We start from the raw sequence: 13,051 nt of genomic DNA on the forward strand, positions 1-13,051 counted from the left end.
CCCACGCGACAACAACGGTCCCCTCCTTGCAGGTCTGACCGGCCTGTCCAGGTCCGGTTGGTAACGTCCGCTGCGTGCCGTCCTCCCCGTCGCTGGCCACCGGGCCCGCACCAGCGTCACCGCCGCGCGTCGTCCGGGACCGCCGGACCGACCTGATCGTCGTGCTGGTGGCGCTCGCGCTCGCCGTCTGGGTGACAAGTGGGCTGTGGCGGGACCCCAACGTCCGCGCCATCACGGTCAACTCCAGCGACCAGGCGCTCTTCGAGTGGCTGTTGGCCTTCGGCGGGCACGCTGTCACCCACGGGGAGAACCCGTTCTTCACGTACCTGATCAACGTCCCGGACGGCGTGAACCTCGCGGTCAACACCTCGATCACGGTGTACGCGGTGGTCTTCGCCCCGCTCACGTACCTGATCGGGCCGCCGGCCACCTTCCTGGTGATCCTCACCCTGAACCTGCTGGCCACGGCGCTGGCCTGGTACTGGCTGCTCTCCCGGCACCTGGTCCGCAGTCGGCTGGCCGCCGGGGTCGGCGGCCTGTTCATCGCCTACTCCCCCGGCATGGTCTCGCACGCCAACGCGCACCTGAACTGGACCGCCGGCTGGCTGGTGCCGCTGCTGATCTGGCGGCTGTTCGCGCTGCGCCGAGCCGGGCACTGGCTACGCGACGGGGTGATCCTCGGCGTGCTGGTCGCGGTGGCCTTCTCGATCGCCGCCGAGGGGCTCTTCTTCGCGGCGCTGGCGCTGGGAGTGTTCGTCGCCATCTGGGCGTTGCACCCGGCCAACCGCGCCGAGGCACGCGCCGCGCTGCCCAATTTCCTGCGCGGGCTCGGGGTGACCGCCGTGGTGGCCGGCGTGCTGCTGTCGTACCCGCTGTGGTTGCACTTCGCCGGGCCGCAACGGTTCCACGGCACCGGCTTCGACCCGGTGATCCACTCCGAGGACATCGCGGCGTTCGCCGCGTTCCCGCGCCGCTCGCTGGCCGGCGAGGCGGGGCTGGGCACCTCGCTGGCGCCGAACCCGACCGAGGAGAACTCGTTCTTCGGCATCCCGCTGCTGGTGCTGACCGTGATCTGCTTCGTCGCGCTGTGGCGGCGGGCCGACCCGGGCCGCCGGGCCACCCTCTGGGCGCTGGGCGTCCTCGCGCTGGTCTTCTCGGTGCTCTCCTTCGGCCCGATCGCGAAGGTCGACGGGCGGCGCACCGACCTGCCCATGCCGTTCGACCTGCTCGGACAACTGCCGGTGGTGAACGCCGCGCTGCCGGCCCGGCTGGCGCTGGTGGTCGCGCCGGTGATCGGGCTGGTGCTGGCATACGCCGTCGACCAGTTGCGCGCCGCGCCACCCCGGTACCGCCCCACGGAGCTGGCCTGGGTGCTCGGGTTCGCGGCGGCCCTGGTGCCGCTGCTGCCCACCCCGCTGCTTACCGACGAGCGAGAGCCCATTCCCCGGTTCATCACCTCCGGCACCTGGCGGGACTACGTCTCACCGGACGGCGTGCTCACCCCGGTGCCGTTGACAGTGGACATCTACCCGGACGGCCAACGCTGGCAGGCGTACGCGTTGTCGCACCGGCAGGGTGAGTTCGCCATTCCGGGCGGCTTCTTCCTCGGCCCCGGCGGGCCGGACGGGCGCGGCCGGATCGGCCCGGTGCCCCGCACCCTGAGCGCGTTGATGGACCAGGCCGGCCGGACCGGGTTGGCGCCGATCGTCACCGACGGGACGATCCGGGAGGTCCAGTCGGACCTGCGGCACTGGCGGATCGAGACGGTGGTGCTCGCCGACCGGGTGCACGGCGCGAAGTTCGAGGTCGACGAGGAGGCGGTGCGGCGTACCGCCACCGCCCTGTTCGGCGAGCCGCAGCGGGTCGACGACGTCTGGCTCTGGCGGATTCCGCCGACCGACCGGTAGCCGCGACGCAACCGACCGGGGCATCGCGACGGGTCGCCGTCGCGTCTAATGGGCCGATGGGATCGATGGGCCGTCAACTGCGGCGCGGGGCCACGGCCGCTGTCGCGCTGGGGCTCGTGGCGCTCAGCGCGCCCTCGGCCACGGCCGCGACAAGCGCTGTCGCCGACCGCACGGCCGACGCGGTCCCGGGCCGGGTGCACAATCCGTGGCTGTGGCAGGCCACCGTGGAGCAACGCTCGGCCGGTCCGGCCGCCCTGATGTTCTTCACCGACCGCACCCGCTACTTCGAGTCCACGGGTGTGCTCGTCGACCGGGACGGCGCGTACCGGCTGATCCCGATCGACATCGCCGAGGGGCACGGGTTGCTCTCCCCGGACGGGCGGCACTACCTGCGGCCGGGCTCCGGCGAGTTGCTGGATCTCACCACCGGCCGCCAGCGCCGCACCGTGCCCCCGGGGGTTGCCCCGCTGGCCTGGTCGCCGGATGGGCGGCACGTGCTGGGCACCCGCCGCAACGACGACACGGTGATCACCTACGGACCGGACAACCAGCAGCTCAACGACCCGGAGAAACCCGACGACCTGCTCGTCGTCGACCCGTTCCAGGGCGCCGAGCGGGTGGTGGCCGCCGGCACCTTCGCCGCCCACCACGCGGCGGCCTGGTCGCCCGGCGGTGACCTGCTGGCGGTGGCCGGTCCCCCCGACCCGGCGGCGTCGATCGCCGCGCGACAACGGCTGGTGGTCGTCGACCCGGCCGGCGGCGCCCCCCGGTGGCAGGTCGACCTGGGCGATCGGCGGATGTTGGCCGGGCCGGCCGCCTGGCACCCGGACGGTCGACGGATCACCCTGCTCGCCTTCGACGGCTGCGCCGGGCTGACGTGCACGGCGGAGCAGACGGCGGCCCGCACCCTGCGGATCGAGTTCCTGGATGCCGCCACCGGCCAGGCGGTCGGTCCGCCGCTGCCGGTCGCCGCCTCGACCAGCGAGATCGTCGGCTGGCGCGGCGACGACCCGGTGGTGGAGGAGGTGCGCGGGACGCTGCCGGACACGGACCGGCAGGCCACCCTGGTCGCGGTGTCGCCAAGCGGCGGCCGGGAGGTGCTGGTGACCGCGCCGGTCGGGTCGACCGACCTGGTGGTGCCGGGCGACCTGCTGACCCGGGGCGCGTTCGGTGGCCCGGAACGCCGGCCGTCGCCGTTCGCCGCCCCGCTCTGGCTCTACCTCGCGCTGGCCGTGCCGCCGCTGCTCGCCGTGGCCCTCGTCGTCCGGCGCGTTCGCCGCCGCCGCGCCGCGACCGGCCCGGTGGCGACGTGACGCGGCCCGGCCGGGGCCGCGCGACCACGGTCAGCCGACGGGGCCGCGCGCCAGCGCCGGCAGCGGGCGTGATCGTGTCTGGTGAGGCGGCTCACCAGGGACGATCGCCGCGAGCGGGACTAGGCTGGAAAGCGTGACAACGACGATCTCCGGCCTCACCGCCGTCCGCGCCGGCCTGCTCGACTACCAGGCCGCCTGGGACGAGCAGCGGCGCCTGCACGAGTCGGTGGTGGCTGGCGAGCGCGGCGACACCGTGCTGTTGCTGGAGCACCCGAGCGTCTACACCGCTGGCAAGCGCACCGAGCCGTGGGACCGGCCGACGGACGGCACCCCGGTCGTCGACGTGGACCGCGGCGGCAAGATCACCTGGCACGGCCCGGGGCAGCTCGTCGGTTACCCGATCGTGCGGCTGCCCGACCCGGTGGACGTTGTCGCCTACGTCCGCCGCACCGAGCAGCTGCTCATCGACGTGTGCGCCGAGTTCGGGCTGGCCGCCGGCCGGATCGAGGGGCGCAGCGGGGTCTGGGTGCCCGAGGACGACCGGGGGCCGGCCCGCAAGGTGGCCGCCATCGGCATCCGGGTCGCCCGCGGCGTCACCCTGCACGGCTTCTCGATCAACTGCGACTGCGACCTGACGTACTTCGACCGGATCGTGCCGTGCGGCATCCGAGACGCGGGCGTCACCTCGCTCACCGCCGAGCTGGGCCGCCCGATCGGCGTCGTCGACGTGCTCCCGGTGGTCGAACGCCGGCTGTCCACCCTCGTCACGGTCTGAGACCCGGCCGCGCGCCGGGATGACCGACGGTCGGCCTACCCTCGGTCCGTGCGGATCGATCTCGTCACCGTCGTCGTCACCGAGTACGACCCAGCCATCGCCTTCTTCACCGGCGTCCTCGGCTTCGAGCTGGCCGAGGACACCCCGTCGCTGACGAACGACGGGCGGCCGAAGCGCTGGGTGGTGGTCCGACCGCCGGGCGGCGGCACCGGGCTGCTGCTGGCCCGCGCCGACGGCGAGCGGCAGGAGGCTGCGGTGGGCGACCAGACCCACGGTCGCGTCGGGTTCTTTCTCCAGGTCGACGACTTCGACGCCACCTACCGCCGGATGGCCGAGATGCACGTCGAGTTCGTCAAGCCGCCGCGCACCGAGCCGTACGGCCGGGTCGCCGTCTTCCGGGACATCGCCGGCAATCTCTGGGACCTGCTCGGCCCCGCCTGAGCCGCCCGCCGGCCCACTCCGCCCGATCGAGTGGGCCGGCAGGGCGCCCTCCTACGGGGTCAGGCGGTGCAGGTCGCGCGGGAACGCGGTGACCTCCCGGATGTTGGCCGCGCCGACCAGGCGGGCCACGAAACGTTCCAGGCCGATGGCGAAGCCGCCGTGCGGCGGCATGCCGTGCCGGAACGCGTCCAGGTAACCGGCGTACGGCTCGACCGGCTCACCACGGGTCGCCAGCGCCGCCAGGTAGTCGGCGTGCCGGTGCAGCCGCTGCCCACCGGTGACCAGCTCCAGACCACGGAAGAGCAGGTCAAAACCGTTCGAGTACGCCGGCCGCGCCGGGTCCGGGTGGGTGTAGAAGGGCCGCTTCGCCATCGGGTAGCCGGTGACGAAGAGGAAGTCCGAGCCGTGTTCGCGGCGGGCCCACTCGCCCAGCGCCCGTTCGTGGGCGGGCGCGAGGTCCGGCTCGTCGGCGGGCGCGCCGGCGATCGTCAACGCCTCGGTGAAGTGCACCGCCGGGATCTCCGTGGGCACCTCCGGCGGCGTGACGCCGAGCGTCGCCAGGGCCGCACCGGCCCGCTCGCCCACGGTGCCCAGCATCCCGGCGAGGGTGTCGCGCAGCACCCGCATCACGTCGGAGTGGTCGGCGACGAAGCCCAGCTCCGCGTCGAGCGACGTGTACTGCGCGAGGTGCCGGACGGTGTCGTGCGGCTCGGCCCGGAAGACCGGCCCCACCTCGTAGACCCGTTCGAAGACGCCGACCATCAACTGCTTGTAGAACTGCGGCGACTGGGCCAGGTACGCGGGACCGCCGAACCAGTCCAGCGCGAACACGTTCGCCCCGCTCTCGGTCGAGGAGCTGACCACCTTCGGCGTGTGGATCTCCACGAAGTCGTGAGCGTCGAGGGTGGCCCGGAACCCGGCGACCGCCGCCGCCGAGATCCGCAACGCGGCCGACCGGGTGGGGTGCCGCAGGGCGGTCGGCGCGTTGTCGAGTTGGGTGGGCAGGCTGGCGGTGAGCGTCGGCCGGTACAGGTCGAACGGTGGCGGCACGGCGGGCGGCCCGAGCGGGCGTACCTCCGGGTCGGTCAGCTCGACCCCGGCGGGCGCCGTGTCGTTCGCGGTCACCGTGGCGATGACCTCGACGACCGTCTCCTCGGGAAGTTTCTCCAGCTCGGCGCGGACGGCCGGGTCGGTCACGACCACCTGGGCCAGGCCGGCGGCGTCCCGCACGATCAGGAAGGCCACCGACTTGAGCAGTCGGCGGCGGTGCACCCACCCGGCGATCCGCACGGTCGCGCCGATCTGGGCGGGCAGGTGGTGGGACAGGGTTCGTTGCATGGCGGGCTGCTCCTCGGTCGATCGCCACGCCGTCGCCGCCCTGGGGTGGCGAAGCGTCGCATCAGCCCCAGGGAGGTGTGGGCGAGCGGGAACCTCGCGGTGCCACCACACCTTCGCCCCCGCCGGAACGGGGGCCTCGTTCGTCGCCTGATGACCGGGGCCAGCCGGGCGGGCTCTACTAGGCGTCGCGGCCGTTCTGCCCGCAGCTCGGGAGGGTCTTCACGCACCGGCGTCAGACCGCCTCTCAGCACCGGCGGCTCTCTGCACTGGCGGGTCGGCGCGCTACTCGGCTCCGTCGTCGCTGTTGGCGGTGACCGTAGCACCGGATCCCCACCGGTGTGACGCCGTTTTTCGACTATCCGGTGTCCGGCGTCACAACGTTTGGAGCGTGACGCCGGTCGCCTGGCGTACATAGACACCTGCCGTCCGGCGTAGGCTCGTTTTCGTGACGATCGAGCACTCCGCGCCGACGACCGGCCAGGCAGCGCGCACCGCAACGGCGGCCCCCGAGGGGCGGCGTCTGCTGCGCATCGAGGCGCGCAACGCCGAGACGCCGATCGAGCGCAAACCGCCGTGGATCAAGGTCAAGGCCAAGATGGGCCCGGAGTACACCCAGCTACGCGGGCTCGTCTCGCGCGAAGGGCTGCACACCGTCTGCCAGGAGGCCGGCTGCCCCAACATCTACGAGTGTTGGGAGGACCGGGAGGCCACCTTCCTCATCGGTGGCGACCAGTGCACCCGGCGCTGCGACTTCTGCCAGATCGACACCGGCAAGCCGGCCGAGTTCGACGCCGACGAGCCGCGCCGGGTGGCCGAGTCGGTGGTCTCGATGGGGCTGCGCTACGCCACCATCACCGGTGTGGCCCGGGACGACCTGCCCGACGGCGGCGCCTGGCTCTACGCCGAGACCGTTCGCCAGATCCACGCCCTCCAGCCCGGCTGCGGCGTCGAGCTGCTGATCCCGGACTTCAACGCCGTGCCCGAGCAGTTGGCCGAGGTCTTCGGCTCCCGCCCGGAGGTGCTGGCGCACAACGTGGAGACAGTGCCGCGCATCTTCAAGCGCATCCGGCCGGCGTTCCGCTACGACCGTTCGCTGGACGTGATCCGCCAGGCCCGCGCCGACGGTCTGGTCACCAAGAGCAACCTCATCCTCGGAATGGGCGAGGAGCGCGCCGAGGTCTCCCAGGCGCTGCGCGACCTGCACGAGGCCGGCTGCGAGCTGATCACGATCACGCAGTACCTGCGCCCCACCCCCCGGCACCACCCGGTGACCCGCTGGGTCAAGCCGGAGGAGTTCGTGGAACTGCGCGAGGAGGCCGAGGAGATCGGCTTCGCCGGGGTGATGAGCGGGCCGCTTGTGCGTTCGTCGTACCGGGCCGGCCGGCTCTACAAGCAGGCGCTCGACGCCCGCGCCGCGGTCGTCACCGCGGGCTGACCTGCCCCGGCCGGAACCTCTTTACTCAGCTCACTGCGGGGCGGGGCAGCCATCCACTGGCCGCCCCGCCCCCTCAGCGTTTACCCCTGACCGGGGCCATACGGTAGGTACTGACGAACGCGGGCCTTGCGGGCGAAGGGCTTCAGCCCTTGCCGGGTGCGGACCGTGATGGTCCGATCGGGAACCTCGATGTGCGCGAGAGCCCGCACCGGAACCCCGTCCCGCACATAGACGGCTTCCGTCACCCGGCCGCCGAGAATCGCGTCCACCACCTCTCGGCACGCTTCCCGCAGCTCATCCGACGACTCCCCGTGGAAGTCAAGAACGGACATCTCACCGAACTCGATAGTCAGCTCGTCGTCGTCCTGCAAGAAGACGGAGAAGCGGCAAGAGGCTTCGTCGGCGGGAACGACGTCCACCACCGTCTTCGCCCCCTGGCCGAGCAGACGGACTTCGGCAGATTCCGCGACAGCGGTACGGGCGTGCTCCGCGAGGGCCTCCAAGAACTCCCGTCCCATCGTCACCAACTCCTAGAAGACCCCCTCGGCTTCTTCCCCTCGCGCGCCCACCCGCGGCCGATTCATCCAGACGCTCGCTGCGAATTGATGCGTGTGGCCCTACGTCGACGCCGATGCCCGAGGAAGCTGGCGAGCCGGGGTCGCCAGGACGACCATCATCGCGCCGGCCCCGCCACGACCGCTCGCGCCGCGCGGCCGTTCGGCGTCCGGATGCCATGATCGTGGAATGACCCTCGGCGTACGCCACCAGCCGCGCGGCGCGGACTCCCCGCGCCCACGGCCCGGCGCGCGTCTCGGAGTGGTCGGCTGGCTCACCGGGTTGGCCCTGTTCGCGGGGGTGGGCTACCGGCTCTGGCTGCTGGGTCACGCCGCGCCACCCACCAACAGCGACGAGGCCGCCATGGGGCTTGCCGCGCTGCACATCTCCCGGGGCGAGGGCTTCCCCGTCTGGTTCTACGGCCAGCAGTACATGGGTCCGCTGGAGGCGTACCTGGCCGCGCCGGTGTTCGCCCTGGCCGGTGGGCCGTCGCTGCTCGGTCTGCGACTGCCCACCCTCACGCTGTACGTGCTGTTCCTGCTGCTGGCCTGGCGGCTGACACTGCGCCTGACCGGGGACCGGTGGTTCGGGCTGCTGGTGGTGACGCTGCTGGCCCTGGGCTCCGACCGGATCGTCAAGAACCAGTTGATCGCCGGCGGCGGCTACCCCGAGATGAACGCGGTAGGGGTGGCGCTGGCCGTACTCGCCGTGGATCTGGCCAGCGGAGGGCCGGGGTGGCGGCTGACCCGCTGGGCGGTGTGGGGGTTCCTGGCCGGCCTGATGGTCTGGGTCGACCCGCTGGTGCTGCCGTACGTCGTGGCGGTCGGCGCGGTGCTCGTCGGGTTCTGCCACCGGGAGCTGCGGGGCGCGGCCGGGGCGCTGCTCGGGGCCGCCGCCGTGCTGGGCGCGGCCCCGCTGCTGCTGGACAGCCTGCTGACCGGCCGGAACCCCCTGGACGCGGTGCTCGCCGCCAGCGGCGCGAACGCCAGCGCGGGATGGGCGGACCGGCTGCACGGCGGTCTGCTGCTCGGCCCGGCGCTGGGCATGGGGTTCTGCGGTCCCGGGCGGTGCGCCACCTGGCAACTGTGGTGGGCGCTCGCCCTGCCGCTGCTGCTGGCCCTCGCCGCCACCACCGCCTGGTACACGCTGCGTCGCCCGCCCGCCCCCGCACTCCCTACCTCCAACGGCGCTGCCGGGCCCGGCGGGCCTGACAGTCCTGGCGGGTCTGGCGGCGCTACTGCGATTCCGGCTCGGGTGGCCGCGGCGATCTGGCTGGCGCTCGTGCTGGCCGCGCTCGCCACCCTCGGTGCGTACACCGTGAGCAGTTCCGCCGGGCTCACCCCGGTGGAGAGTTCCCGCTACCTGTCCTGCCTGCTCATCTCCCTGCCGGCCCTGCTGTGGCCGGTCTGGACGACGGTCCGTGGCGGGCTGCGCCAGCCGGCGGGTGCGGGTCGCCGCGTCGGGCCGGCACTGGTACGCCCGGTCGCGGTGGCGTTGCTCGTGGCCACAGTGGGCACCGCCGGCCACGCCACCTGGCAGGCGGCGCGGACCGCACCCGCGACCCGGGCCGCCGAGGCTCGGCACACCGAGTTGGTGAGCACCCTGCGCCAGCTCGGCGTACGACACGTCCGCGCCGGCTACTGGACCTGCAACCGGCTCACCTTCGCCACGGCCGAGCAGGTGGTCTGCGCGGTCGTCGACGACGCGCTGCGCCCCGGCTTCGACCGCTACCCCGCGTACCGGCGGGAGGTGGACGGCGCGGCGGCGCCGGCCTGGGTCGCGCCGACCGGCTCGCCGTTGGCGCACACGCTCGACGAGCGGCTGCGCACCGCCCCGGGCGGCCTGGACCTGGTCACGATCGACGGCTGGCGGATCTACCTGCCGTCGGCCTGACACCGCGCCCGGCCCGTCGGTGCGGTGCGCCCGGCCCGGTGAGGACTGCCGCGCCCGGCCGCCGGCAGGCTCGTCAGCGGGGTGGCGCGGGCTCGGCGAGCAGGCCGAGGCGGTGGGCCAGCGCGGCGGCCTCCCCCCGGTTGGTCACGTCGAGTTTCGCGATGATCCGGGAGACGTGCACGCTTGCCGTCTTCGGCGAGATGAACAACTGCTCGGCGATCCGGCTGTTGCTGTGCCCCTCGGCGACAAGCCGCAGCACCTCCCGCTCCCGGGCGGTCAACAGATCCGCGCCGGCACCGCCCTGACCCGTGCCGCGCAGGCCGACCCGGCGCGCCAGGGTCGCGGCCGCCTCGGCCAGCGGCGTCGCGCCCAACCGCCGGGCGATCTCCGCGGCCTCGGTGACCGCCGCCGACACCTCGTCCCGCTCGCCCGCGGCGGCGGCCGCCTCGGCCAGTGCCAACAACGCCCGACCGAGCGGGTACGGCTGTCCGTCGGCCCGCCACGCGTCCACCGCCGCCCGCCACGCCGGCAGCACCTGGTCGCCGACTGCCAGCAGGGCGGTGACCTGGGCGGCGTGCGCGCGGGCCGCCGGCTGCCGAGCCGGCAGGTCCGCGGCGAGCGCGGAGGCGGCGGCGGCCAGCTCCCGGTCACCCACCCGGGCGGCGGTACGGGCGACGGCGCTGAGCACCGGCCACCCCTCCCGGGGCAGTTGCGGCAGATGCGCGTCGGCCAGCGCGGCGCGGGCGGCGCGTACCGCCTCGATCTTGTCGTCGGCGGCCAGCGCGGCCTCGATCCCCAGCTCGTGCAGGGGCAGCCGGTGGTTCGGCCACAGGTAGGGCCGGCCGAGGAACGCCAACGCCCGGTCCACCAGCTCCTCGGCGCCCGGATGGGCGCGGGCCAGCCGCAGCCCGGCGCCCAACTGGAGCCAGTGCAGTCCGGTGACACCGGACAGGTCGATCCGGGCGGCCTCCGCGCACACCGCCTCCGCCTCGTCCCACCGACCCAGCGCGATCAGCGCCTCGGCCCGGTTGGACAGCAGGTACGCCCCGGTCGAGCGGCTGATCCCCACCCGCCGCGCCTCGGCCACACCGGCCTCGGCCGCCTGCGCGGACTCGGCGTAGCGGCCCAACTCGCAGAGCACATCCGACTGGAACACCTTGGCGAGCACCAGCGCCGGCGCGTCCCCGGCCGCCCGCGCGACGGCCTCGACCTCGGCCAGCCCGGTCAGCCCCCGCTCCAGATCCCGCTCGACGTGACAGAGCAGGGCGATCCGCGTCGGCAGCAGGGCCAACTCCTCGCCGAGGGCCGCGGCGGCCGCGCTCGCCTCGGCGGCCACCCGGGCAGCCTGCTGAGGAGCGATCTTGGCCAGGTGGGAGGCGATGTCGGCGAGCAGCTGGACCCGTTCCACGCCGACCGGGCCGCCGGCCGCCAACCGGTACGCCTCATCCAGCTCCCGGCCGCCGTCACTCTTGCCGAGCAGGGCCATCAGTCGACCCCGCTGGTCCAGCAGGCGGGCGGCACGCAGCGGCGCGGCGTCGGCCTCCACCTCGGCCAGTCCGGCCCGGGTCAGGGTGATCGCCCGGCTGAAGTCACCGGCGGTGATCGCGGCGTCCAGGGTCTGCTCCAGCAACGCCAGGTGGTCGATGCCGAGCAGGTCGGCGGCGTCGGGCACCAACTCCCACAGCTCCAGCGCCCGCTCCAACAGTCGGCGCTGCTCGGCATAGGCGTACCGGTCGGCGGCGGAGCCGGCCGCCGCCATCGCGGCGACCAGGGCGCGCGGGTGGTTGTGCGCGGCGTACCAGTGATGGGCGATCTCGGCCGGGGCTCGGCCGACGGCGACCAGATGCGGCTGCGCCTCGATCGCGGCGGCGAAGCGGGCGTGCAGCCGGGCGTGCTCGCCGGGCAGCAACTCGTCGTGCACGGCCTCGCGGACCAGCGCGTGCCGGAACTCGTAGTCGCCGTCCGGGTCGGCCACCACGAGTTGGGCGGCGACGGCGGCGCGCAGCGCGTCCTCCAACTCGGTGTCCGGCAGCCCGGCGATCTCGGCGATCAGGTCGTGCGCGAACCGGGTACCGCCGGCCGCGGCGATCCGCAGCACCCGCTGGGACGGCTCCGGCAGCCGGTCCACCCGGGCCAGCAGCAGGTCACGCAGGGTCTCGGGAAGCGCCGCGCAGCCGACCGGATCGCCGGCGACGGCCAACTCCTCGATGAAGAAGGGATTGCCCTGGGTGCGCTCGTGGACGTCGTCGACGGCACGTGCGGACGGGTCGGCGCCGAGCAGGTCCGCGAGGATCGCGCCGGTGCCCTCGCGGTCCAGCCGGCCCAGCTCGACCCGGTGCACGCCGCGGACCCGGTCCAGCTCGGCCAGGAACGGGCGCAACGGGTGGCCGCGCTGCAACTCGTCGGTGCGGTAGGTGCAGACCAGCAGCAGCCGGCCCGGTCGGGCCGCCCGGACCAGGAAGCCGATCAGGTCGCGGGTGGAGCGGTCGGCCCAGTGCAGGTCCTCGATCACCAGCACCAGCGGCCGGGCCTCGGCGAGCCGTTGGAACAGCTCGGCGACCAGGTCGAACAGGTAGCCGCGCGGGGCGTCACCGACCGGGGCGGCGCTCGGCGCGGTCAGCGTCGCCCGGCCCAGCTCCGGCAGCAGCCGGGCGAACTCCGCCTCGTAGCCGGAGAACACCTCCGGGCCGTCGACGCGCAGCACCGCGCGCAGGGCGGCGGCGAACGGGGCGAACGGCAGGCCCGCCTCGCCCAACTCCAGGCACTGGCCGACAAGCACCCGGGCCCCGCCGTCGGTGGCCGAGCCGGAGAACTCCTCCAACAGCCGGGTCTTGCCCACCCCCGCCTCGCCACCGACCAACGCGGTGGTCGGCTCCCCCGCCCGTGCACGGGCCAGCGCCTCGCGCAGCGTCGCCAGCTCGCGCTGACGGCCGACGAGGACGGAGCTGGCGGCGCGTACGGTCACGGAAGCGAGCATGCCATGACGGCCGCCCGCCCCGGCCCCGCCGATCGGCGGGACGGCCCCCGGTCGACCGTCCCGCAGGGCGGGCGCCGTGGGCGTGGCCGCCGGGGCGGGCCCCGTCACCGGCGGTCGTCGCCGAGGCGGCGGGTCTGCTGGCGGCGGCCCAGCCAGGTACGGCCGGCGCGTCGCGACACCGCGCGGGCGAGCCGGTCCGCGGCCACCTCGGCGCGCAGCTCGGCGGCGTGCGTACGGTGCAGGGAGAGCAGGAATTCCGCGTCGTTGCCGAACATGTCGGTCTCCTTCGTCGTGGTGTCGTCCGCTGCTGATGACTCTCCGCGCGAAGGCCCCACCCGGGCATGGGCACAGCGCCTGATCTTCACCGTCGACACCCTCCTTACTCGCCCGGCCCGCACCGGCGGGGCGACGTAAGGT

At 74.1% G+C, this 13,051-nt stretch carries 10 protein-coding genes; 6 read left to right on the forward strand and 4 right to left on the reverse strand.

All coding sequences use genetic code 11. The features are described from left to right. Window positions 1-74 precede the first annotated feature (74 nt). The 4 genes from ACQPWW_RS25740 (at window position 75) to ACQPWW_RS25755 (ending at window position 4,436) form a co-directional block, all read left to right on the forward strand. Window positions 75-1,907: a DUF2079 domain-containing protein gene (locus ACQPWW_RS25740; protein WP_433126090.1), complete on the forward strand. Its 1,833-nt coding sequence runs from the start codon at window positions 75-77 to the stop codon at window positions 1,905-1,907. A gap of 56 nt (window positions 1,908-1,963) precedes the next feature. Continuing rightward, a complete protein-coding gene (locus ACQPWW_RS25745; RefSeq protein ID WP_433126091.1) occupies window positions 1,964-3,220 on the forward strand; it encodes a TolB family protein in 1,257 nt (418 codons plus the stop codon). A 133-nt stretch (window positions 3,221-3,353) separates the two neighbouring features. After that, window positions 3,354-3,995, forward strand: coding sequence for a lipoyl(octanoyl) transferase LipB (lipB, locus tag ACQPWW_RS25750; RefSeq protein WP_433126093.1), 642 nt, complete (start codon window positions 3,354-3,356; stop codon window positions 3,993-3,995). 48 nt (window positions 3,996-4,043) lie between these two features. Continuing rightward, complete coding sequence (locus tag ACQPWW_RS25755; protein WP_433126094.1) at window positions 4,044-4,436, forward strand: VOC family protein; 393 nt, start codon at window positions 4,044-4,046, stop codon at window positions 4,434-4,436. Window positions 4,437-4,487: 51 nt separating this feature from the next. On the opposite strand, the gene aspS is transcribed toward ACQPWW_RS25755, so the two are convergent. Continuing rightward, entirely contained in the window at window positions 4,488-5,774 is a 1,287-nt protein-coding gene (aspS, locus tag ACQPWW_RS25760) for an aspartate--tRNA(Asn) ligase (RefSeq protein WP_433126095.1), read from the reverse strand. Window positions 5,775-6,219: 445 nt separating this feature from the next. Here aspS and lipA point away from each other — a divergent pair, with 445 nt between their 5' ends. Continuing rightward, window positions 6,220-7,209, forward strand: coding sequence for a lipoyl synthase (gene lipA / locus ACQPWW_RS25765; protein ID WP_433126097.1), 990 nt, complete (start codon window positions 6,220-6,222; stop codon window positions 7,207-7,209). An 80-nt stretch (window positions 7,210-7,289) separates the two neighbouring features. Here lipA and ACQPWW_RS25770 read toward each other — a convergent pair whose 3' ends face one another. Then, entirely contained in the window at window positions 7,290-7,727 is a 438-nt protein-coding gene (locus ACQPWW_RS25770) for a hypothetical protein (protein WP_433126098.1), read from the reverse strand. 226 nt (window positions 7,728-7,953) lie between these two features. On the opposite strand from ACQPWW_RS25770, the gene ACQPWW_RS25775 reads away from it, so the two are divergent. After that, window positions 7,954-9,657 (forward strand): hypothetical protein, encoded by a 1,704-nt coding sequence (locus ACQPWW_RS25775; RefSeq protein ID WP_433126099.1) that lies wholly within the window; start codon window positions 7,954-7,956, stop codon window positions 9,655-9,657. Between the two features lie 73 nt (window positions 9,658-9,730). Here ACQPWW_RS25775 and ACQPWW_RS25780 read toward each other — a convergent pair whose 3' ends face one another. Continuing rightward, window positions 9,731-12,622 (reverse strand): helix-turn-helix transcriptional regulator, encoded by a 2,892-nt coding sequence (locus ACQPWW_RS25780; protein ID WP_433126101.1) that lies wholly within the window; start codon window positions 12,620-12,622, stop codon window positions 9,731-9,733. Window positions 12,623-12,738: 116 nt separating this feature from the next. Next, window positions 12,739-12,909 carry a hypothetical protein gene (locus ACQPWW_RS25785; protein ID WP_433126103.1) on the reverse strand — a complete coding sequence of 57 codons (171 nt, stop codon included), beginning with the start codon at window positions 12,907-12,909 and terminating at the stop codon, window positions 12,739-12,741. Window positions 12,910-13,051: the final 142 nt, after the last annotated feature.

This window comes from Micromonospora sp. CA-240977, from assembly GCF_050942285.1.
Taxonomy (GTDB): Bacteria; Actinomycetota; Actinomycetes; order Mycobacteriales; family Micromonosporaceae; genus Micromonospora.